Below are 19,249 nucleotides of genomic sequence, written 5' to 3'. Positions count from 1 at the left end.
CATGGCACCCGTATTCGCATACGCCCCGGCCCCCGAGTCGCGCGCGATCGCCGACATCGCGCCCTCGTACGGCCTGTTCATCGACGGCGAGTTCGTCGAAGCGGCGGACGGCAAGGTCTTCAAGACCGTCTCCCCGTCCACCGAGGAGGTCCTCTCCGAGATCGCCCAGGCCGGTTCCGAGGACGTCGACCGCGCGGTGAAGGCCGCGCGCCGGGCCTTCGAGAAGTGGTCGGCCCTCCCAGGCGCGGAGCGCGCGAAGTACCTCTTCCGGATCGCCCGCATCATCCAGGAGCGCTCCCGCGAGCTCGCCGTCCTCGAAACCCTGGACAACGGCAAGCCGATCAGGGAGACGCGCGACGCCGACCTGCCCCTGGTCGCCGCGCACTTCTTCTACTACGCGGGCTGGGCCGACAAGCTCGACCACGCCGGTTTCGGCGCGAACCCCAGGCCGCTCGGCGTCGCGGGCCAGGTCATCCCCTGGAACTTCCCGCTGCTGATGCTGGCGTGGAAGATCGCCCCGGCCCTGGCGACCGGCAACACGGTCGTCCTGAAGCCGGCCGAGACGACCCCGCTCTCGGCGCTGTTCTTCGCGGACATCTGCCGCCAGGCGGGCCTGCCCAAGGGCGTCGTCAACATCCTCCCCGGCTACGGCGACGCGGGCGCCGCGCTGATCGCGCACCCGGACGTGAACAAGGTCGCCTTCACCGGCTCCACGGCCGTCGGCAAGGAGATCGCCCGCACGGTCGCCGGGACGCGCAAGAAGGTCACGCTCGAACTGGGCGGCAAGGGCGCCAACATCGTCTTCGACGACGCCCCGATCGACCAGGCCGTCGAGGGCATCGTCAACGGCATCTTCTTCAACCAGGGCCAGGTCTGCTGCGCCGGCAGCCGCCTGCTGGTCCAGGAGTCGATCCAGGACGAGCTTCTCGACTCCCTCAAGCGCCGCCTGTCGACGCTCCGCCTCGGCGACCCGCTGGACAAGAACACCGACATCGGCGCGATCAACTCCGAGGAGCAGCTCACCCGCATCACCTCGCTCGTCGAGCAGGGTGAGGCGGAGGGCGCCGAACGTTGGTCGCCGGCGTGCGAACTGCCGGAGAGCGGTTACTGGTTCGCCCCGACCCTGTTCACGAACGTCACCCAGGCGCACCGCATCGCCCGGGACGAGATCTTCGGCCCGGTGCTGTCGGTGCTGACCTTCCGCACGCCGGACGAGGCGGTCGCCAAGGCCAACAACACGCCGTACGGCCTGTCCGCCGGCATCTGGACGGAGAAGGGCTCGCGCATCCTGGCGGTCGCCGGCAAGCTCCGCGCGGGTGTCGTCTGGTCCAACACGTTCAACAAGTTCGACCCGACGTCGCCGTTCGGCGGTTACAAGGAGTCGGGCTTCGGCCGCGAGGGCGGCCGCCACGGCCTGGAGGCGTACCTCGATGTCTGATCGGCTCAACGTCCTGAAGACCTACAAGCTGTACGTCGGCGGGAAGTTCCCGCGTTCCGAGAGCGGCCGGGTGTACGAGGTGACCGACGCAAAGGGCAACTGGCTGGCGAACGCGCCCCTGTCCTCCCGCAAGGACGCCCGTGACGCGGTCGTCGCGGCCCGCAAGGCGTTCGGCGGCTGGTCCGGGGCGACGGCGTACAACCGTGGCCAGGTCCTCTACCGCGTCGCCGAGATGCTGGAGGGCCGCCGCGACCAGTTCACCCGCGAGGTGGCCGACGCGGAGGGGCTGTCGAAGTCCAAGGCGGCGGCGGTCGTGGACGCCACGATCGACCGCTGGGTCTGGTACGCGGGCTGGACCGACAAGATCGCCCAGGTGGTCGGCGGCGGCAACCCGGTCGCGGGCCCGTTCTTCAACCTCTCCTCCCCCGAGCCGACGGGCGTGGTCGCGGTCCTCGCGCCGCAGGAGTCGTCCTTCCTGGGCCTGGTGTCGGTGCTGGCCCCGGTGATCGCGACGGGCAACACGGCGATCGTGGTGGCGAGCGAGAAGGCCCCGCTGCCCGCCCTGTCCCTGGCCGAGGTGCTGGCCACCTCGGACGTCCCCGGCGGCGTCGTCAACGTCCTGTCGGGCCGTACGGCGGAGATCGCCACCCCGCTCGCCGCCCACCAGGACGTCAACGCGATCGACCTCGCGGGCGCCGACGAGGCCCTGGCGAAGGAGCTGGAGATCGCGGCGGCCGACAACCTCAAGCGCGTCCTGCGTCCACAGCCTGTGGATTACACGGAGACCCCCGGCATCGACCGGCTGACGGCATTCCTGGAGACCAAAACGGTCTGGCACCCCACCGGCTCACTGGGCGCGTCGGGTTCCTCGTACTAGCCCGCAGCCCCCTCGATACGGAAGCCCCGGCCCTTCTCCGTCCAGGAGGCCCGGGGCTTCTCCCCGCCTCGGATCCCGAGCCGCCGACCGATGCCGTCGAGGACGCGGTGAGGCCGAACGCGAACTTCCAGGCCCGGTCGTCCTTGCGGAGTGCTGACCGAAGGGAAGCCGGCCCCTGCGCCGCCGCGGGAACGCCGCGCTACCGCGAGAGCAGCCCGGCCGCCTGCCCCACCACCGGGATGCTCCCGATCGACTGCGCCTGCGCCACCGGCCCGGTCAGCGCCTGGGACGTCATCGGCTTGAAGTCGGCGAGGTCGGTGCCGATGCCGTTGTCGAGCGGGTCGACTCCGGTTGCCGGCGAGCGGGTTGGGCTTGAGGCCGGCCACCGGGCCGGTGACGTAGCCGAGGGCGCCGGTCGCGGCCTGGAGGCCGGACTGGGGGTCGATCTTGCCGAGGGAGGTGGGCCGGGTGTTGACCACGCCCAGCATCGACCCGGTGTCCGCCGCGGCCGTCGCCGTGCCCGCCCCGAGCGCCACGCCCGCGGTCGCGAGAACGGCCAGGGCACGCTGGGCGGTCGGCTTCTGGGGAGAGTCGTGTCGGGCCATGGGTGCCACCGCCTGATGCACTGGGTGATCGAATCGGGACCGAGGGTAGTTGAGGTGTGATGCGCGCATCAAAGCCGACCCTCAGGGCGTACGGCCCCTGGTGGATGCCTCACACTGGTGTCCCGTGAGTTCTCCACTGCCCATACCGACGCGAGTCGTGCTGCTCTGCGGCCCCTCAGGCTCCGGCAAGTCCCTCCTCGCGGCCCGCTCCGGCCTGCCGGTGCTGCGGCTCGACGACTTCTACAAGGAGGGCGACGACCCGACGCTGCCCCTGGTGGCGGAGAGCTCCGACATCGACTGGGACCACCCGGACTCGTGGGACGCGGACACGGCCGTCGCCGCGATCATGCGGCTGTGCCGCACGGGCCGTACGGACGTCCCCCTCTACGACATCTCGCTCAGCGCCCGCACCGGCGAGGAGACCGTCGACATCGGACGGACCCCTCTGTTCATCGCGGAGGGCATCTTCGCCGCGGAGATCGTCACGCGCTGCCGTGAACTCGGCGTCCTCGCCGACGCGCTGTGCCTGAGCCGCGGCCCGGTGAAGACCTTCCGCCGCCGCTTCCTGCGGGATCTGCGGGAGGGCCGCAAGTCGGTGCCGTTCCTGCTGCGGCGCGGCTGGCGCCTGATGCGGCAGGAGCGCACGATCGTCGCCCGCCAGACGGCACTGGGCGCGTACGCCTGCGACCGGGACGAGGCGCTGGGCCGGCTGGCGGCAGCGGCGGCCGGCCGGCGCGCGAGCCTCGACACAGTGGCCTAGACGGCCGGGCACAGGAAAAAGCGGGACTGGACGGACCCCCCGGCCCTCCAGCCCCGCTTCTGTGCTCCCCCGTTGTCCTCCCCCGAGCCCCCACTCTCCTGTGGAGACGCCCCCCAGCGCCTCTACAGTTCCCCCGTGGGCCCCCTTTGTTTCCCCCGTGACCCCTTGCGGGGCTCCCCCCCCGTACCTTCAGGCGACGAGCTCGCCGAAGGCGTCCTCCTCGTCACGGCCGAAGCTGAGGACCTCGTCCTCGCGCAGCCGGCGGAGCGACCGCCAGATGCTGGACTTCACCGTGCCGACACTGATGTCGAGGATCTCCGCGATCTCCGGGTCCGTGCGGCCCTCGTAGTAGCGCAGGACCAGCATGGTGCGCTGGAGTTCCGGCAGCCGGGCCAGCGCCTGCCACAGGACCGCGCGCAGCTCGGTGCCGCGCATCGCGTCCGTGTCGCCGGGCGTCTCCGGCAGTTCCTCGGTCGGGTATTCGTTGAGCTTGCGGCGCCGCCAGGCGCTGATGTGCAGGTTGGTCATGGTGCGGCGGAGGTATCCGCCGACCGCCGCCTTGTCACTGATCCGGTCCCACGCCCGGTAGGTCGAGAACAGCGCGCTCTGCAGCAGGTCCTCGGCCTCGAAGCGGTCACCGGTGAGGTGGTAGGCGGTCGCGTACAGGGAGGCGCGGCGCTCCTGGACGTAGGCGGTGAACTCCGCCTCCGTCAGCGAACGGCGCTCCCCCGAGCCCTCCCCGTACGCTGCTCCCCCGTCGGCGCCCGTGGCGACTGCCGCCGCGGACCCCTTGTTGATCTCCCCCGTGGATGCGTCGACCACCGTCATGAACACGGTGTGCTGACGCCCGGTGCCGCGAGCGCACCCCCGTCCCCCGAGCTCTCGGCTCCGCTCGAGCAGGGAGGTGCCCCCCTCGCCACCGGACTTCTCGCAACCCCGGTTCACGCCGTGCAGACGCGTGACAACTGCGCTGGTGCTGATGCCGTGCAGCGTGTTCATCTCGCGCCCCCCGTCGTGGACTTCCGGTGTGCGGCCCGCCTGCCGGCCGGGCTTCCTTGCCTGTGCCGAAAAGCTTGCCGCCGCACTTTCATGGCCGTGTCCGCCGACTGTCACAGGCCTGTCACAGGGGTCGGCGACAGCTCGTTCACAGGTCCCGCACACGCGTCGGCGGTACCGGCCACAACGACTGGGCCCCACCGGTCGAACCCCGACCCCTCCATGGGCCAGAATGAGCGCGTGCCTTCCCTGTTGCTGATCGAGGACGACGACGCCATCCGGACGGCCCTGGAGCTCTCACTGACGCGCCAGGGTCACCGCGTGGCGACCGCTGCCAGCGGTGAGGACGGTCTGAAGCTCTTGCGCGAGCAGCGGCCGGATCTGATCGTGCTGGACGTGATGCTGCCCGGCATCGACGGGTTCGAGGTGTGCCGGCGCATCCGGCGCACGGACCAGTTGCCGATCATCCTGCTGACCGCGCGCAGCGATGACATCGACGTGGTGGTCGGGCTGGAGTCCGGCGCCGACGACTATGTCGTCAAACCGGTGCAGGGCCGGGTGCTCGACGCCCGGATCCGGGCCGTGCTGCGGCGCGGCGAGCGGGAGTCGAACGACGCGGCGAGCTTCGGCAGCCTCGTCATCGACCGCTCGGCGATGACCGTGACGAAGAACGGCGAGGACCTCCAGCTGACGCCGACCGAGCTGCGGCTGCTGCTGGAGCTGAGCCGGCGGCCGGGCCAGGCACTGTCCCGGCAGCAACTGCTGCGGCTGGTGTGGGAGCACGACTACCTGGGCGACTCGCGGCTCGTGGACGCGTGCGTCCAGCGGCTGCGCGCCAAGGTCGAGGACGTGCCCTCGTCCCCGACGCTGATCCGTACCGTGCGGGGTGTCGGCTACCGGCTGGACGCGCCTCAGTGACCCAGGCGCACCAAGGGGGGGCCCGCGGCTGGACCGGGGCGCGCAAGGGAGTTCTGTCGGGGCTGCGCTTCACCAGCCTGCGGCTGCGACTGGTCGTGGTGTTCGGCCTGGTGGCCCTGACGGCCGCCGTGTCCGCGTCCGGGATCGCGTACTGGCTCAACCGCGAGGCGGTGCTCACCCGCACCCAGGACGCCGTGCTGCGCGACTTCGAGCAGGAGATGCAGAACCGGGCGGGCGCGCTGCCCCCGCGGCCGACGCAGGACGAGCTGCAGCACACCGCGGGCCAGATGGCGGGCAGCGACCAGCGCTTCAGCGTGCTGCTGGTCGGCCGTGACACCGATGGCCGCACCGTCTACGGCAGCTCCGGCGGGCTCAGCGGCTTCTCGCTGGGCGACGTGCCGGCCTCGCTGCGCACGGCGGTGAACCGGACGCAGAAGGTCGACGGGGCCGACAAGCACCCGTACCACCTGTACTGGCAGCGCATCGTCGACCACGACACCCCGTACCTGGTGGCGGGCACGCGCGTGATCGGCGGTGGCCCGACCGGCTACATGCTCAAGTCTCTGGAGCCGGAGGCCAAGGACCTCAACTCGCTGGCGTGGTCGCTGGGCATCGCCACGGGGCTCGCGCTGATCGGCTCGGCGCTGCTCGCGCAGGCCGCGGCGACGACGGTGCTGAAGCCGGTGCAGCGGCTCGGGGCGGCTGCCCGGCGGCTCGGCGAGGGCAAGCTGGACACCCGGCTGCGGGTGTCCGGGACCGACGAACTCGCCGATCTGTCCCGGACGTTCAACAACGCGGCCGAGGCGCTGGAGAAACGGGTCGCCGACATGGCCGCCCGCGACGAGGCGTCCCGGCGGTTCGTGGCGGACATGAGCCATGAGCTGCGGACGCCGCTCACCGCGATCACCGCCGTGACGGAGGTGCTCGAGGAGGAGCTGGAGGCTGAGACCGGCAGCATGGACCCGATGATCGAGCCCGCCGTGCGGCTGGTGGTCAGCGAGACGCGGCGGCTGAACGACCTGGTCGAGAACCTGATGGAGGTCACCCGCTTCGACGCGGGCACCGCCCGGCTCGTCCTGGACGACGTCGACCTCGCGGACCAGATCACCGCCTGCATCGACGCCCGCGCCTGGCTGGACGCGGTGGACCTGGACGCCGAGCGCGGCCTGCACGCCCGCCTGGACCCGCGGCGCCTGGACGTCATCCTGGCCAACCTCATCGGCAACGCGCTCAAGCATGGCGGCTCCCCGGTCCGGGTGTCCGTGCGGGAGGCGGACGACTCCATCGTCATCGAGGTGCGGGACCACGGGCCCGGCATCCCGGAGGACGTCCTGCCGCACGTCTTCGACCGCTTCTACAAGGCCAGCGCATCCCGGCCGCGTTCCGAGGGCAGCGGTCTGGGCCTGTCCATCGCGCTGGAGAACGCCCACATCCACGGCGGTGAGATCACGGCGGCCAACTCGACCGACTCGGGGGCGGTGTTCACGCTGCGGCTCCCGCGCGGCACGTCCCCGGCGGAGGAGCAGCCGGCCGAGGACGAGCTGGAGCCCGGGAGCGACACCGACCGGCCCCAGGGCGCGGACTCGAAGGGGGACGCCTGATGACCGCGCGTTTCGCGGCCGTGCCTCGGCTGCTCGCCGTTCCGGCGCTCGCCGTGCTGCTGGCCGGCTGCGGGATCCGGCCCACGGAGGTGCCGACCAACTTCGGGCCCGCGCCGTCGCGGGTGCGGTGCTCGCTCTCCGAGCCGGACGTGTCGACGCAGGCCGCCCGGGGACTGCCGGTGCAGGTGTTCCTGCTGTGCGGGTCCTCACTGGTGACCGTCGACCGGACCGTGCGGGTGCCGGACGGCGCGGCCGACTCCGAGCGGCGCATGCTCGTCGCGCAGGGCCTGCTGGACCAGCTCGCCACACCCCCGTCGACCGCCGAGAAGGAGGCCGGTTACAGCACGGCCGTCCGCGGCGGCATCTCCGTGGGCGGGCCGCGCCCCGGCGACCCGAAGGAGACACTGCGGCTGAGCACGGCACCGGCCGGACTCACCTCGTACGCCCTCGCCCAGATCGTGTGCACCTTCTCCGACTCGGCGGCGGCCCGGGGGGACGGCTCGGTGGTCCTGGGCGGACCCGGCGCCGAGGCTCCGCGCCGCTACGAGTGCACCGAGGAGGTGCGGGCCCGGCCGGGCAGCACGGAACCGCCGTCGAGGGGCGTGGCAGCGGAGTGACCGCCCGGCCCCGTGGCGCATGCCGCCGCCGGGGCTGTGGCGCATGCCTCACCGGCCTTCCGGTGCCCCGTGCGGAACCGATCCGGCCGGAGGCCGCGTCTTGGGGGGCGTGCAGCGTCAAGGCTCCGTCGGCGGCAGCGCCGCGTCCCGCATCCGTGTGACAGGAGGTGTCCTCCTCGTCGCCCACCTCGCGTTCGTCGCCTGGGTCACGCTGCGGCCGCTGGACGTGCCCTGGGTGATGCCCGCCAACCTGCGGCCGTTCGCCGGTATCCGGGCCGATCTCGCCCTGGGCTGGCCCGAGGCGGCCCGCCGGATCGGTGAGGGGCTGGCCCTGCTCGCCCCGCTGGGTGTGCTGCTGCCCGTGGTGGGCGGCAGGCTGGTCGTCTCGCCGCTGGCGTCCCTGCTGCGCACCGTCGCGGTCGGCGCCCTGCTGTCGTGGGGCATCGAACTGCTGCAGACCGGCGTGCCCGGTCAGGTCGTCGACGTCGACTCGCTGTTCCTGAACACCGCGGGCGTGGCCCTCGCGCATCTGGCACTGGTCCCGGCGGGCCGCTCCTGGCTGCGCCGCCGCACCACGACCACCCGCCTGCTGCGTGCGCCCCTGCCTCCCGAGGAGCCGGCTCAGGGTCGGACCCCGACGATTCCCAGGGTCGGGATCGCCCCGTGGAGCGACGCTTTGCCCCCTTCGTCTCCGTAGCGTGGTGTGCGGATGGGGTACTCGCATGAGAGGCCTCACACACCCTCACGAAGGAGTCGCACATGTCCCGCCTCGCCCGCCCCACCCACGGCCGCATGATCGCCGGCGTGTGCGCCGCGCTGGCCCGGCGCTTCGGCACCTCCGCCACCACGATGCGGGTGATCTTCCTGGTCTCGTGCCTGCTGCCCGGTCCGCAGTTCCTCCTCTACATCGCCCTGTGGATCCTGCTGCCCTCCGAGGACAAGACACGCGGCAAGGCCCAGACCGCCTGGTGACACCCGTACGCGAGAACGCCGATGGGGCGCACCCGTACGGGTGCGCCCCATCGGCGTGTGTCCGCCTCGACGAGGGTCAGCCGACCGGCACGCCGTTGACCGGCAGGCCGTGCGTGGGCGAGCCCTGCACCGGGAGACCGCCCAGCAGCTTGGCGGCGGGGCCCGTCGGGCCGTTGGCGAGCACCTGCTCGGCGACCGGCTGGGCGGCGGCCGGACCGGCACCGGCCGCCGTCTGCCCCTGGCCCAGCGCCTCGCCCGAGCCCGGCAGCGTCTGAGAGAGCTGCTCCGCCGGGAGGGCCGCGGTGACGGTCTCCAGCGTCTGGGCGGTGTCCGGAAGGTCGGAGGCCGCGTTGGCGGCACCCGCACCGGCGGCGGCGAAGGCGGCACCGAGAGCGGCGACACCGAGGGTCTTGGCAGCAGACTGCTTCATGAAATGCGTCCTCGTAACGGGATGACGGGGTGTGAGCGGTTCAGCGACCGTAATCACGCGACTCCGCCCGCCGCAAACATCGAAATGCGGACGGATTGTGAACACCGCCCGCATTCGCTGTGCGCCGAATACCCCCGAATCAGCCCTCCGAGGCCGCAGAATCGCCGGTGGAGGCGGTCTGACGGAACAGCCATTCGGATTTCAGCTCGGCATATCCGGGCTTGATCACGTCATTGATCATGGCCAGTCGTTCATCGAAAGGAATGAACGCTGATTTCATCGCATTGACGGAGAACCACTGCATGTCGTCGAGCGTGTATCCGAACGCCTCGACGAGGTGCTCGAATTCCCGGCTCATACTGGTGTGCGACATGAGACGGTTGTCCGTATTCACGGTGGCGCGGAAATGCAGTCGGCGCAGCAGCCCGATGGGGTGCTCGGCGTACGAGGACGCGGCCCCCGTCTGGAGGTTGGAGCTCGGGCACAGCTCCAGCGGGATGCGCTTGTCCCGGACATAGGAGGCGAGCCGCCCGAGCTCGACGCGGCCGTCCTCGTGCACCTGGATGTCGTCGATGATCCGCACGCCGTGCCCGAGCCGGTCGGCGCCGCACCACTGGAGGGCCTGCCAGATGGAGGGCAGGCCGAAGGCCTCGCCGGCGTGGATGGTGAAGTGGTTGTTCTCGCGCTTGAGGTACTCGAAGGCGTCGAGGTGCCGGGTGGGCGGGTAGCCGGCCTCGGCACCCGCGATGTCGAAGCCGACGACACCCAGATCGCGGTAGCGGTTGGCGAGTTCGGCGATCTCCAGGGCGCGTGCCGCGTGCCGCATGGCGGTGAGCAGCGCGCCGACCCTGATGCGCCGGCCGTTCTCCCGGGCGCGCCGCTCCCCTTCCCGGAAGCCCTCGTTGACGGCCTCGACGACCTCTTCGAGGCTGAGGCCGCCCTCCAGGTGCTGCTCGGGGGCGTAGCGCACCTCGGCATAGACGACGCCGTCCGCGGCCAGGTCCTCGGCGCACTCTGCGGCGACCCGGACCAGGGCGTCACGGGTCTGCATGACGGCGACGGTGTGGGAGAAGGTCTCCAGGTACCGTTCCAGGGAACCGGAGTCGGCGGCCTCGCGGAACCAGACGCCGAGCTTCTCCGGGTCGGTGTCGGGGAGCTGGGAGTAGCCGCCCTCGCGGGCGAGTTCGACGATCGTGCCGGGGCGCAGACCGCCGTCGAGGTGGTCGTGCAGCAGAACCTTGGGCGCCCGGCGGATCTGGTCCGGTGTCGGGGTGTTCGCGATGGTCTGGCTCGTCATTTCCGCACTCTAACTCCTACGCGCGTAGACGGCGCGTTCCCCGCCGCTGTACGTTTTCGTCGATACGTAACGGTGACCGCGAGGACGGGTCGAGTACACCCGCGCTTCTGACACTGTTCTGTCATGGCACACCAAGCGACGCCGGTTCGCAGGGCCCGGCTGGGCAGGGCACTGGGGCCGGAGCCGACAGCGGTGAGCGGCGCGGTGCTGCTGCTCCCGGGCGGCGACGAGGTCTCCGGCCGCAGACCGTCCCCCGTACTGGCGACCGCCTCGATGCGCGGCGTCGGACGCCGCCTGGCCCGCGCGGGCCGGGACGAGGGTCTCGCCGCGCACGTGGTGCACTACCGCTGCCGCGGTTGGAACGGCAGCGAGGCCAACCTCGCACAGGACGCGACCTGGGCGGCCGACGAGATCGTACGGCGGTACGGAGACGTCCCGGTCTGCCTCGTCGGCATCGGGATGGGCGGCCGGGCGGGGCTGCGGGCCGCCGGGCACGAAGCCGTCAACTCCGTGCTCGCGCTCGCCCCGTGGCTGCCGCAGGAGGACGTCGCGGCACCACCCGAACCGGTGAAGCAGCTGGTCGGGCGCCAGGTGCTGATCGTGCACGGCACGAACGACGGGCGGACGGATCCGGAGCTGTCGTTCCGGCTGGCGGCACGGGCGAAGAAGGCGAACCGGGACGTGTGCCGGTTCGAAGTGCACGCGGACGGACACGGGTTGAGCCAGTACCGGGACGAAGTGCTGGCCCTGGCCGAGGACTTCGTGATGGGGGCGCTGTTCGGGCGGGCCATGTCACGACCGGTGCGCGACGCGTTCGCCGCGCCGCCCCCGCTGGGGTTGCGGATGCCGTTGGCCGCGGGGTTCAGCCCTTCGAGGCGGTAGCGCCGCCGAGGTGCTCGCCCATGAGCCCGTGCGGGCCGTTCGCAGCGTGCCGCGCAGGTCCCCGCGACCCTGGCTAGGCCGGCAACAAGCTGCCTCTCCTTGAGAGAAGGAACTTCTTGAAAGCCGCCACCGGGGGTGTGTCGGGGTGGCCCTCCAGCCAGGCGACGCCGATCTCGCGGGCCGCCCGCGGGGCCGTGACCGTCAGTTCCACCACTCCGGGGCGGGGGACGGCCGGTGGGGGCAGGAGCGCCACTCCCAGGCCCGCCGCCACCAGGCCCCGCAGGGTTTCCGCCTCCTCGCCCTCGAAGGCGATACGTGGCTTGAAGCCGGCCTCCTTGCAGAGGTCGTCGGTGATACGGCGCAGGCCGTAGCCGGGCTCCAGGGTGACGAAGGTGTCGTCGGCCGCCTCGGCGAGGCGGATACGGCGGCGGCCGGCGAGGGGGTGGTCGGCGGGGACGACCAGGCGCAGCTTCTGCTCGTCCAGGCGGCGGGCCACCAGGTCGGGCGCGTCCGGCACCGGGGACGTCAGGCACAGGTCGAGCTCGCCGGCGCGCAGGCGCTCCAGCATGGCCTCGCCGTAGTTCTGGACGAGGCTGAAACGGACGCGCGGATGGTCGGCGCGGAAGGCGTGCAGCAGGCCCGGGACGGTCTCGGCGCCCATGGTGTGCAGGAAGCCGAAGGCGACCTTGCCGGTGGCCGGGTCGGCGTCCGCGCGCACCTCATCGACGGCGCGCTCGACCTCGGCCAGGGCGCGTTCGACGGAGGTGAGGAAGGTACGGCCGGCCGGGGTGAGGGAGACCGTGCGGCCGTGCCGGGCGAACAGGTCGACGCCCAGGTCCTGCTCCAGGCGGGCCATGGACCGCGAGAGCGTCGACTGCGGGACGTTCATCTCCTGGGCGGCGCGGGTGACGTGCTCGGTGCGGGCGACACCCGCGAAGTACGCGAGGCGAGGAGCCAGCACTCTGGACATCTCCGCCCTGTCTTCTGTGTCACTGCTCGGTGACAGGCGACCCTGTGAGCTCGTTTGATGCACCATGGGAACGATTATGACCGTTCCATGCATTGGACGGATGAGTACGGCGTCCGTACGTTCGAAGCATGTCTCCCGCCAGTACCGGGGCGTCCACCGTCGTGGGCGCCGATGCCTCTGTCCCTGCCGCCGACTCGCGTGTCTCCCCGGGTGGCCCCGGCTACCGCCGGATGAGCTTCGCCCTCTTCCTCGCGGGTGTCGCGACCTTCGCGCTGCTGTACTCCACCCAGGCCCTCCTCCCGCTGATCTCCGGCGAGTTCGGGGTGGCGGCGAGCGACGCGAGCTGGACCGTGGCTGCGGCGACCGGCGGGCTGGCGCTGTTCGTCCTGCCGATGAGCGCCCTGTCGGAGCGCTTCGGACGCCGTGCGGTCATGACGGGCTCGCTGGCCGTGGCCGTGACACTCGGGCTGCTGGTACCGCTGGCCCCCTCCCTCGGTGTGCTGATCGCGCTGCGGGCGTTGCAGGGCGCCGCCCTGGCCGGGCTGCCGGCGTCGGCGACCGCGTACCTCGCCGAGGAGGTCAGCCCCAAGGCGCTGGTCACCGCGATCGGCCTGTTCGTCGCGGGCAACAGCGTCGGCGGGATGAGCGGCCGCGTCATCACCGGCTGGGTCGCGCAGGAGTGGGGCTGGCGGGTCGCCGTCGGTGTCATCGGCGTGATCGCGGTGGCGTGTGCGGTGGCCTTCCGGCTGCTGCTGCCCGCCCCGCAGCACTTCAAGGCCGGTTCGCTGCGGCCGCGCGTCCTGGCCCGGACGGTCCGCGACCACCTGTCCAACCCGCTGCTGTGCCGGCTGTACGCGATCGGCGCGCTGTTCATGACCGTGTTCGGCGGCGTGTACACGGTCATCGGCTACCGGCTGACCGAGGCCCCGTTCTCGCTGCCGCAGGGCATCATCGGTTCGATCTTCCTGGTGTACCTGGTCGGTACGGTGTCGGCGTCCACGGCGGGCCGGCTGGTCGGCCGCATGGGCCGCCGGGGCGCGCTGTACGCGGGCGGCGGTACGACGGCGGCGGGTCTGCTGCTGTCCCTGGCCGGCTCGCTCCCGCTGGTCCTGCTGGGCCTGGTCCTGATCACGGCGGGCTTCTTCGCGGGGCACGCGGTCGCCTCCTCGGCGGTCAGCAAGACGGCCGCCCACGGCCGCGCCCAGGCCTCGGCGCTGTACCAGTCGGCGTACTACATCGGCTCCAGCGCGGGCAGCACCGTCGGCGCGATCGCCTTCCACGCGGGCGGCTGGGCCGGGACGGTGGGGGTCGGGCTGCTGGCGGTCCTGGGCGTCGTGACGATCACCGTCTTCGGTACCCGCGCGGCCCGGCTGCAACGCCGGCGACTGGCCCCGGCCGCCTGAGCACCGGTTCCCTTACCCCTGGTCGGGGCCGGGTGTCAGTGGGCGCGGATACCGTCCGCGTCGACTGACCACCGGACCGAGCAGGGGGATTTTCCATGGAGTTCCGGACCGACCGTACTCAGTTCGCCGACGCCGTGGGCCGGGCGGCACGGGCGCTGCCCGGGCGGACGCCGGTACCGGTGCTGGGCGGACTGCTGCTGGAGGCGGACAGCGGTCGGCTGACGGTGACGGGGTTCGACTTCGAGGCGACGGTACGCGTGGAGGCCGACGCGCAGGTCACGGCGCCCGGGCGGGTGCTTGTCCCGGGGCGGCGGCTGCTGGACGTATGCCGGGTGCTGCCGGACGGGCCGGTGAGCTGTGCGCTGGAAGCCTCGCGGTTCACGGTGGAGGCGGACGGCACGCTGTTCGGGCTGTCGACACTGCCGCTCGCCGAGTACCCGTCCCCGCCCGCCCCGCCCGCGCCCTACGGCACCGTGGACGCCGCCGCCTTCTGGACCGCCGTCGCCCAGGTCGCGGTCGCCGCCGGGCGCGACGACTCTCTGCCCCTGCTGACGGGCGTCCAACTGCGCCTCGACGGCGGGGAGATGACCCTGGCGGCCTCGGACCGCTACCGGTATGCGGTGCGGCGGCTGGAGTGGCGGCCACAGACCACGGACACCGGCGACGACACGGCCGTGGAGACCCTGCTGCCCGCGCGGCGGCCGCTCGACGTGGCCCGGTCCCTGGGGCGTGGCGGGGAGGTGCGGATCGGCTGGGAACCGGGCGGGGGCGGCGGACTGGTCGGATTCGAGGGAGGCCGGACGCGGACCGCGCTGCGGCTGCTGGACGGGCGGCTGCCTGCCTTCAGATCACTGTTCGACATGGCGGGGGCCGCGGTCGCCGAGGTGGAACGCGAGACGCTGACGGAGGCGGTGCGGCGGGTCGCGGTGGTGGCGGAGGCGAACAGTCCGGTGCGCCTCGGCTTCACGGCCGAGGGCTCCGTGCTGCTGCGCGCCGGCTACGGGGACGATGTGGCGGCCCAGCGGATCCCGGCCACGCTGAGCGGCGCCGACGAGGTGCCGGTGGCGTTCAACCCCGTCTACCTGCTGGACGCGCTGGCCTCCTTCGAGAGCCCGCGGGTACGGCTGGAGCTGCTCGGAGCCGGGCAGCGGGCGCTGCTGCACGCCGTGCCGGGCGACGGGGCGGCGGAGGCGGGCGCGGAGGCCGGGGAGCACCGGCATCTGCTGATGTCGGTCAAGGAGCTCGCCTGAAGGACCGCCGGCTGGTCGCAGCCGGGCTGGATCACCGGCTGTGACCTGCGCTTTCGTGTGCTCGGGGGGCCGTTGTCAGTGGGCTGCGGTAGCTTCCGAGGTGCTGGGGCGCAATGGCGCGTGAACAGAACGTCCACAGGGGTGGGTGGAGATGGCGAACGGCACGGCGACATCGACGGACCTGGACACCAGGCTGGAGGCACACCGCACTGAGCTGACGGGGTACTGCTACCGGATGCTCGGCTCCTCCTTCGAGGCCGAGGACGCGGTGCAGGACACGATGGTCCGCGCCTGGCGCAGCTACGACAAGTTCGAGGGCCGCTCCAGCCTGCGCTCCTGGCTCTACCGCATCGCGACCAACGTGTGCCTGGACATGCTGACCGCGGGCAACAAGCGCGCCCGGCCCATGGACCTGACCGAGTCCACCCCGCTCGCCCGGGCCGCCCTCTCCCCCCGACCGGACAACACCTGGCTGGAGCCCATGCCGGACGCCCGTGTGCTGCCCACGCCCGACGATCCGGCGGAGGCGGCGGTCGCCAAGGAGTCCGTGCGGCTCGCCTTCATGGCCGCCCTCCAGCAGCTCCCGGCCAAGCAGCGGGCCGTACTGATCCTGCGCGAGGTCCTGGCCTGGAAGGCCAGTGAGGTCGCCGAGCTGCTCGACACCTCGGTGGCGTCGGTGAACAGCGCCCTCCAGCGGGCCCGCGCCACCCTGGCCGAGCGGCAGGAGCCGGGCGCCGACGCGGCCGTCTCCGACCCGCTGGACGAGGACCAGCAGAAGCTGCTGGACCGCTATGTGGCGGCCTTCGAGGGCTACGACATGGCGGCGCTGACGGCCCTGCTGCACGAGGACGCGGTCATGACGATGCCGCCGTTCGACCTGTGGCTCACCGGCACGCAGGACATCACCGGCTTCATGACCACCCTCGGCGCCCCCTGCGCGGGTTCCCGGCTGGTGCCCGTGCAGGTCAACGGCCTGCCGGGATTCGCCCAGTACAAGCCGGACCCGGAGAAGGGCGGCTTCACGCCCTGGGCGGTCCAGGTGCTGGAGATCTCAGACGGCCGCATCACCGGGTTCCACTGCTTCCTCGACACCCAGCGCTGGTTCCCGCTCTTCGACCTCCCCCTCCACCTCGAAGCGGAGACCGACCAGGTCGAGCAGGGCGCGTAGGGCGGGGTCGGGGTCACGCAGCCGGATCCGGCCCCCGGCCCGGCGGGCGGCCAGCTGGAGCCTCGCCAACAGGTCGACGGCCGCGAGCCCCGGCGGCCCCAGACCCGCGACATCACACACCACGACCCGGGCACCGCTGCCGTGCAGCAGCGCCCGCACATCGTCGCTGAGCCCTCTCACCTCGTCCCGGGTGACGGGGCCGGGCAGGACGAGTACGGGCGGTGTCATGGCGTCCACGATCGGTAGACCGGGCGGACGGCCGTAACTCATCGGGGCTGTCCGCCCCGTCGGTGCCGCGCAGATCGCTCGACGCCCTGCAGATCAACCGACGCCGTGCGGATCACTCGATGCCGCGCGGATCGTTGGACGCCGCGCGGATCGTTGGACGCCGCGCAGATCGTTGGACGCCGCGCAGATCGTTCGACGCCGCGCAGATCGTCCGACGCCGCGCGAACCACTCGGCGCAGCGCGGAGCGCTCCCGCCGCGCAGCGCGTTCCGCGCCGAAAGGATCACATTGACCGGGCAGCGCCGCCCCCGGAGGGTTGGCTGCATGCCCCAACCATCTGCCCCTCCCGCGCTGCCCGATGCCCGCTTCGCCGGTGAGGAGGTGCCGTGCAGGGGGTGCTGAGCGGGTTCGCGGTCATCGCCGTGGTCATCGGCGTCGGCTATCTGATCGGACGCCGGGGGTATCTGGGCGACGGCGGCCGGGAGGTCCTGACCAAGCTCGCCTTCCATGTGGCGTCACCGGCGCTGCTCTTCACCACCCTCGCGCGGGCGGACCTGTCGGTGATCTTCTCCGACCGGCTGCTGGTCACGGCGTTGAGCACGGCAGCGGCGGCGGGTGTCTTCGTGGCGGTGGGTGTGGCGCGCGGCTGGGGCGTGGGCCGGACGACGATCGGAGCGTTGTGCTCCAGCTATGTCAACTCCGGGAACCTGGGCATCCCGATCGCCGTGTACGTGCTGGGCGACGCGTCCCTGGTCGCGCCGGTGCTGCTGTTCCAGCTGGTCGGTGTCACACCGGTGGCGCTGACGGTCCTGGACCTGGTGAGCGGCGGGGAGAAGCGGCCGCTGTGGCAGCGGCTGCTCACACCGCTGCGGAATCCGATAGCCCTGGGCTCCCTGGCCGGCGTGGCGGTCTCGGCGTCGGGCCTCACGGTGCCGGGCCCACTGATGGACCCCCTGACCCTGATCGGCCACATGTCGGTGCCCGCCGTGCTCCTGGCCTTCGGTATCTCCCTGCGGGGCAGCACCCTCCCTCTGCGGGGCGCCGAGCGGGCCCCCGTGCTCCTGGCCGTGACCCTCAAGTGCGTCTTCCAGCCCCTGGCCGCCTGGTCCCTCGCGGCGGGCGTCTTCGGCCTTCACGGGGCGTCCCTGCTCGACGTGGTGGTGACATCGGCACTCCCGGCGGCCCAGAACCTCTTCACTTACGCGAGCAGCTACCGGGTGGGCGAGGTGCTGGCCAGGGAGGCGATCCTGCTGTCGACGGTGCTGGCGGTGCCGGTCCTGGTGGTGGTGGCGGCGGTGCTGGGGTGACGGTCGGTCGACGGGAGACTCACTGGTGTCGACCGCCACGCCGAAGCACCCGGGCGCCCAGCGATCGGCGAGGAGGTGGAGCGGAGTCCCGGCGGTGGCGCAGGCGGCGGCTTGCTGACGCGGTCATGGGCGGGCGTGTCACCGGTCCCGGCATGCCGAACGGGACCGGTGGGGGCCACCGGTCCCGTTCATGCGACAGGGAACCGCCTGGTCAGGCGATGCGTTCCAGCACCACCGGCGACGGCGTGAAGCCCGTGCCGGGGGCCGCCACGTCGTAGGAGCCCTCGATCGACTGGAGGGCATACTCGAAGCGCTCGGGGGTGTCCGTGTGGAGGGTCAGCAGGGGCTGGCCCTCGGTCACCGTGTCGCCCGGCTTGGCGTGCATCTCGACACCCGCGCCCGCCTGGACCGGGTCCTCCTTGCGGGCGCGGCCCGCGCCGAGGCGCCAGGCGGCGACGCCGATGTCGTAGGCGTCGAGGCGGGTCAGGACGCCCGAGGCCGGGGCCTTGATCACGTGCTGTTCGCGGGCGACCGGCAGCGCCGCGTCCGGGTCGCCGCCCTGGGCCGCGATCATGCGGCGCCAGACGTCCATCGCCGAGCCGTCGGCCAGGGCCTTGGCCGGGTCGGCGTCCGTCACGCCGGCCGCGTCCAGCATCTCGCGGGCCAGGGCGATCGTCAGCTCGACCACGTCCGCGGGACCGCCGCCCGCCAGGACCTCCACCGACTCGCGGACCTCCAGGGCGTTTCCGGCGGTCAGGCCGAGGGGCGTGGCCATGTCCGTGAGGAGCGCGACCGTCTTCACGCCGTGGTCGGTGCCCAGGCCCACCATCGTGGAGGCCAGTTCGCGGGCATCTTCGAGCGTCCGCATGAAGGCGCCGGTGCCGACCTTCACGTCCAGGACCAGCGAGCCCGTGCCCTCCGCGATCTTCTTCGACATGATCGAGGAGGCGATCAGCGGGATCGCCTCGACCGTGCCGGTGACGTCCCGCAGCGCGTACAGCTTCTTGTCGGCGGGGGCCAGGCCGTCGCCCGCCGCGCAGATCACCGCGCCGGTGCCGTCCAGCACCGACAGCATCTCCTCGTTCGAGAGCAGCGCCCGCCAGCCCGGGATCGACTCCAGCTTGTCGAGGGTGCCGCCGGTGTGGCCGAGGCCACGGCCCGAAAGCTGGGGGACGGCCGCGCCGCAGGCGGCGACCAAGGGAGCCAGCGGGAGTGTGATCTTGTCGCCGACGCCGCCCGTGGAGTGCTTGTCGGCCGTCGGGCGGGACAGGGACGAGAAGTCCATGCGCTCACCGGAGGCGATCATCGCGGCCGTCCAGCGGGCGATCTCGCGGCGGTTCATGCCGTTCAGCAGGATCGCCATGGCGAGAGCGGACATCTGCTCGTCGGCGACCTCCCCGCGGGTGTACGCGTCGATGACCCAGTCGATCTGCTCGTCGCTGAGTTCGCCGCGATCCCGCTTGGTGCGGATGACGGAGATGACGTCCATGGCCATGGCTTGGCTTCCTTCCGAGGGTTCCAGAAGCCGTGC

Annotated in this window: 20 protein-coding genes and 1 pseudogene; 13 read left to right on the top strand and 8 right to left on the bottom strand. The window is 72.2% G+C overall.

What is annotated here, in order from left to right:
• The first annotated feature begins 1 nt into the window (after window position 1).
• Window positions 2–1,438 (top strand): aldehyde dehydrogenase family protein, encoded by a 1,437-nt coding sequence (locus QNO09_RS08010; RefSeq protein ID WP_283969359.1) that lies wholly within the window; start codon window positions 2–4, stop codon window positions 1,436–1,438.
• A complete protein-coding gene (locus QNO09_RS08005; RefSeq protein WP_283969358.1) occupies window positions 1,431–2,315 on the top strand; it encodes an aldehyde dehydrogenase family protein in 885 nt (294 codons plus the stop codon). Before QNO09_RS08010 ends, QNO09_RS08005 begins: the two co-directional genes overlap by 8 nt.
• A gap of 199 nt (window positions 2,316–2,514) precedes the next feature.
• On the opposite strand, the pseudogene QNO09_RS08000 reads toward QNO09_RS08005, so the two are convergent.
• Window positions 2,515–2,920 (bottom strand): annotated as a pseudogene (locus QNO09_RS08000) (hypothetical protein).
• 124 nt (window positions 2,921–3,044) lie between these two features.
• Here QNO09_RS08000 and QNO09_RS07995 point away from each other — a divergent pair.
• On the top strand, window positions 3,045–3,680 hold the full coding sequence (locus QNO09_RS07995; RefSeq protein WP_283969357.1) for a uridine kinase family protein: 636 nt from the start codon (window positions 3,045–3,047) through the stop codon (window positions 3,678–3,680).
• Window positions 3,681–3,869: 189 nt separating this feature from the next.
• On the opposite strand, the gene QNO09_RS07990 is transcribed toward QNO09_RS07995, so the two are convergent.
• Window positions 3,870–4,679: a SigE family RNA polymerase sigma factor gene (locus QNO09_RS07990; RefSeq protein ID WP_283969356.1), complete on the bottom strand. Its 810-nt coding sequence runs from the start codon at window positions 4,677–4,679 to the stop codon at window positions 3,870–3,872.
• 237 nt (window positions 4,680–4,916) lie between these two features.
• On the opposite strand from QNO09_RS07990, the gene afsQ1 reads away from it, so the two are divergent.
• The 5 genes from afsQ1 to QNO09_RS07965 all read left to right on the top strand — a co-directional run bounded on the left by afsQ1 (window position 4,917) and on the right by QNO09_RS07965 (window position 8,784).
• Complete coding sequence (gene afsQ1 / locus QNO09_RS07985; protein ID WP_053675520.1) at window positions 4,917–5,594, top strand: two-component system response regulator AfsQ1; 678 nt, start codon at window positions 4,917–4,919, stop codon at window positions 5,592–5,594.
• Window positions 5,591–7,195: an ATP-binding protein gene (locus QNO09_RS07980; RefSeq protein WP_283969355.1), complete on the top strand. Its 1,605-nt coding sequence runs from the start codon at window positions 5,591–5,593 to the stop codon at window positions 7,193–7,195. The genes afsQ1 and QNO09_RS07980 overlap by 4 nt, the downstream gene beginning before the upstream one ends.
• Window positions 7,195–7,812, top strand: coding sequence for a hypothetical protein (locus tag QNO09_RS07975; RefSeq protein WP_283969354.1), 618 nt, complete (start codon window positions 7,195–7,197; stop codon window positions 7,810–7,812). The genes QNO09_RS07980 and QNO09_RS07975 overlap by 1 nt, the downstream gene beginning before the upstream one ends.
• A gap of 109 nt (window positions 7,813–7,921) precedes the next feature.
• Window positions 7,922–8,509 carry a VanZ family protein gene (locus tag QNO09_RS07970; RefSeq protein ID WP_283969353.1) on the top strand — a complete coding sequence of 196 codons (588 nt, stop codon included), beginning with the start codon at window positions 7,922–7,924 and terminating at the stop codon, window positions 8,507–8,509.
• Between the two features lie 62 nt (window positions 8,510–8,571).
• Window positions 8,572–8,784: a PspC domain-containing protein gene (locus QNO09_RS07965; RefSeq protein WP_283969352.1), complete on the top strand. Its 213-nt coding sequence runs from the start codon at window positions 8,572–8,574 to the stop codon at window positions 8,782–8,784.
• Between the two features lie 76 nt (window positions 8,785–8,860).
• Here QNO09_RS07965 and QNO09_RS07960 read toward each other — a convergent pair whose 3' ends face one another.
• Both QNO09_RS07960 and QNO09_RS07955 read right to left on the bottom strand, forming a co-directional pair.
• The gene (locus QNO09_RS07960) at window positions 8,861–9,214 is read right to left on the bottom strand and encodes an ATP-binding protein (protein WP_283969351.1); all 354 of its coding nucleotides are present in this window, start codon (window positions 9,212–9,214) and stop codon (window positions 8,861–8,863) included.
• 139 nt (window positions 9,215–9,353) lie between these two features.
• Complete coding sequence (locus QNO09_RS07955; RefSeq protein WP_283969350.1) at window positions 9,354–10,511, bottom strand: adenosine deaminase; 1,158 nt, start codon at window positions 10,509–10,511, stop codon at window positions 9,354–9,356.
• Between the two features lie 123 nt (window positions 10,512–10,634).
• On the opposite strand from QNO09_RS07955, the gene QNO09_RS07950 reads away from it, so the two are divergent.
• Entirely contained in the window at window positions 10,635–11,393 is a 759-nt protein-coding gene (locus tag QNO09_RS07950) for an alpha/beta hydrolase (protein WP_283969349.1), read from the top strand.
• Between the two features lie 73 nt (window positions 11,394–11,466).
• Here the strand turns inward: QNO09_RS07950 and QNO09_RS07945 are convergent, their stop codons facing one another.
• Complete coding sequence (locus tag QNO09_RS07945) at window positions 11,467–12,429, bottom strand: LysR family transcriptional regulator (RefSeq protein ID WP_283969348.1); 963 nt, start codon at window positions 12,427–12,429, stop codon at window positions 11,467–11,469.
• 62 nt (window positions 12,430–12,491) lie between these two features.
• Between QNO09_RS07945 and QNO09_RS07940 the strand changes: the two genes are divergently transcribed.
• From QNO09_RS07940 to QNO09_RS07930, 3 genes are all read left to right on the top strand, one after another.
• Window positions 12,492–13,766, top strand: a complete 1,275-nt coding sequence (locus QNO09_RS07940; RefSeq protein ID WP_283969347.1) for an MFS transporter — start codon at window positions 12,492–12,494, stop codon at window positions 13,764–13,766.
• Between the two features lie 95 nt (window positions 13,767–13,861).
• On the top strand, window positions 13,862–15,016 hold the full coding sequence (gene dnaN, locus QNO09_RS07935; RefSeq protein WP_283969346.1) for a DNA polymerase III subunit beta: 1,155 nt from the start codon (window positions 13,862–13,864) through the stop codon (window positions 15,014–15,016).
• 151 nt (window positions 15,017–15,167) lie between these two features.
• The gene (locus QNO09_RS07930) at window positions 15,168–16,184 is read left to right on the top strand and encodes a sigma-70 family RNA polymerase sigma factor (protein ID WP_283969345.1); all 1,017 of its coding nucleotides are present in this window, start codon (window positions 15,168–15,170) and stop codon (window positions 16,182–16,184) included.
• Here the strand turns inward: QNO09_RS07930 and QNO09_RS07925 are convergent.
• Together QNO09_RS07925 and QNO09_RS07920 are read right to left on the bottom strand one after the other, a co-directional pair.
• Complete coding sequence (locus QNO09_RS07925; protein WP_502962261.1) at window positions 16,068–16,454, bottom strand: STAS domain-containing protein; 387 nt, start codon at window positions 16,452–16,454, stop codon at window positions 16,068–16,070. The genes QNO09_RS07930 and QNO09_RS07925 overlap by 117 nt on opposite strands.
• Window positions 16,455–16,524: 70 nt before the next feature.
• Window positions 16,525–16,737 carry a hypothetical protein gene (locus QNO09_RS07920; protein WP_283969344.1) on the bottom strand — a complete coding sequence of 71 codons (213 nt, stop codon included), beginning with the start codon at window positions 16,735–16,737 and terminating at the stop codon, window positions 16,525–16,527.
• Window positions 16,738–16,797: 60 nt separating this feature from the next.
• On the opposite strand from QNO09_RS07920, the gene QNO09_RS07915 reads away from it, so the two are divergent.
• The gene (locus tag QNO09_RS07915) at window positions 16,798–17,718 is read left to right on the top strand and encodes an AEC family transporter (protein ID WP_283969343.1); all 921 of its coding nucleotides are present in this window, start codon (window positions 16,798–16,800) and stop codon (window positions 17,716–17,718) included.
• A 211-nt stretch (window positions 17,719–17,929) separates the two neighbouring features.
• Here the strand turns inward: QNO09_RS07915 and QNO09_RS07910 are convergent, their stop codons facing one another.
• Window positions 17,930–19,213 (bottom strand): thymidine phosphorylase, encoded by a 1,284-nt coding sequence (locus QNO09_RS07910; RefSeq protein ID WP_283969342.1) that lies wholly within the window; start codon window positions 19,211–19,213, stop codon window positions 17,930–17,932.
• Between the last annotated feature and the right edge of the window lie 36 nt (window positions 19,214–19,249).

The organism is Streptomyces sp. 378, from assembly GCF_030124145.1.
GTDB lineage: Bacteria > Actinomycetota > Actinomycetes > Streptomycetales > Streptomycetaceae > Streptomyces.
The sequence above is the reverse complement of the archived record's forward strand: the minus strand, read 5'-3'. Positions and strand labels throughout refer to the sequence as shown.

Coding starts and splice junctions, on each gene's coding strand:
- QNO09_RS07910 (WP_283969342.1), bottom strand. CDS start 19,213: ATGGCCATGGACGTCATCTCCGTCATCCGCACCAAGCGGGATCGCGGC.
- QNO09_RS08005 (WP_283969358.1), top strand. CDS start 1,431: ATGTCTGATCGGCTCAACGTCCTGAAGACCTACAAGCTGTACGTCGGC.
- QNO09_RS07930 (WP_283969345.1), top strand. CDS start 15,168: ATGGCGAACGGCACGGCGACATCGACGGACCTGGACACCAGGCTGGAG.
- QNO09_RS07945 (WP_283969348.1), bottom strand. CDS start 12,429: ATGGTGCATCAAACGAGCTCACAGGGTCGCCTGTCACCGAGCAGTGAC.
- QNO09_RS07940 (WP_283969347.1), top strand. CDS start 12,492: ATGTCTCCCGCCAGTACCGGGGCGTCCACCGTCGTGGGCGCCGATGCC.
- dnaN (WP_283969346.1), top strand. CDS start 13,862: ATGGAGTTCCGGACCGACCGTACTCAGTTCGCCGACGCCGTGGGCCGG.
- QNO09_RS07965 (WP_283969352.1), top strand. CDS start 8,572: ATGTCCCGCCTCGCCCGCCCCACCCACGGCCGCATGATCGCCGGCGTG.
- QNO09_RS07990 (WP_283969356.1), bottom strand. CDS start 4,679: ATGAACACGCTGCACGGCATCAGCACCAGCGCAGTTGTCACGCGTCTG.
- QNO09_RS07960 (WP_283969351.1), bottom strand. CDS start 9,214: ATGAAGCAGTCTGCTGCCAAGACCCTCGGTGTCGCCGCTCTCGGTGCC.
- QNO09_RS07975 (WP_283969354.1), top strand. CDS start 7,195: ATGACCGCGCGTTTCGCGGCCGTGCCTCGGCTGCTCGCCGTTCCGGCG.
- QNO09_RS08010 (WP_283969359.1), top strand. CDS start 2: ATGGCACCCGTATTCGCATACGCCCCGGCCCCCGAGTCGCGCGCGATC.
- QNO09_RS07955 (WP_283969350.1), bottom strand. CDS start 10,511: ATGACGAGCCAGACCATCGCGAACACCCCGACACCGGACCAGATCCGC.
- QNO09_RS07950 (WP_283969349.1), top strand. CDS start 10,635: ATGGCACACCAAGCGACGCCGGTTCGCAGGGCCCGGCTGGGCAGGGCA.
- QNO09_RS07925 (WP_502962261.1), bottom strand. CDS start 16,454: ATGAGTTACGGCCGTCCGCCCGGTCTACCGATCGTGGACGCCATGACA.
- QNO09_RS07920 (WP_283969344.1), bottom strand. CDS start 16,737: ATGCAGCCAACCCTCCGGGGGCGGCGCTGCCCGGTCAATGTGATCCTT.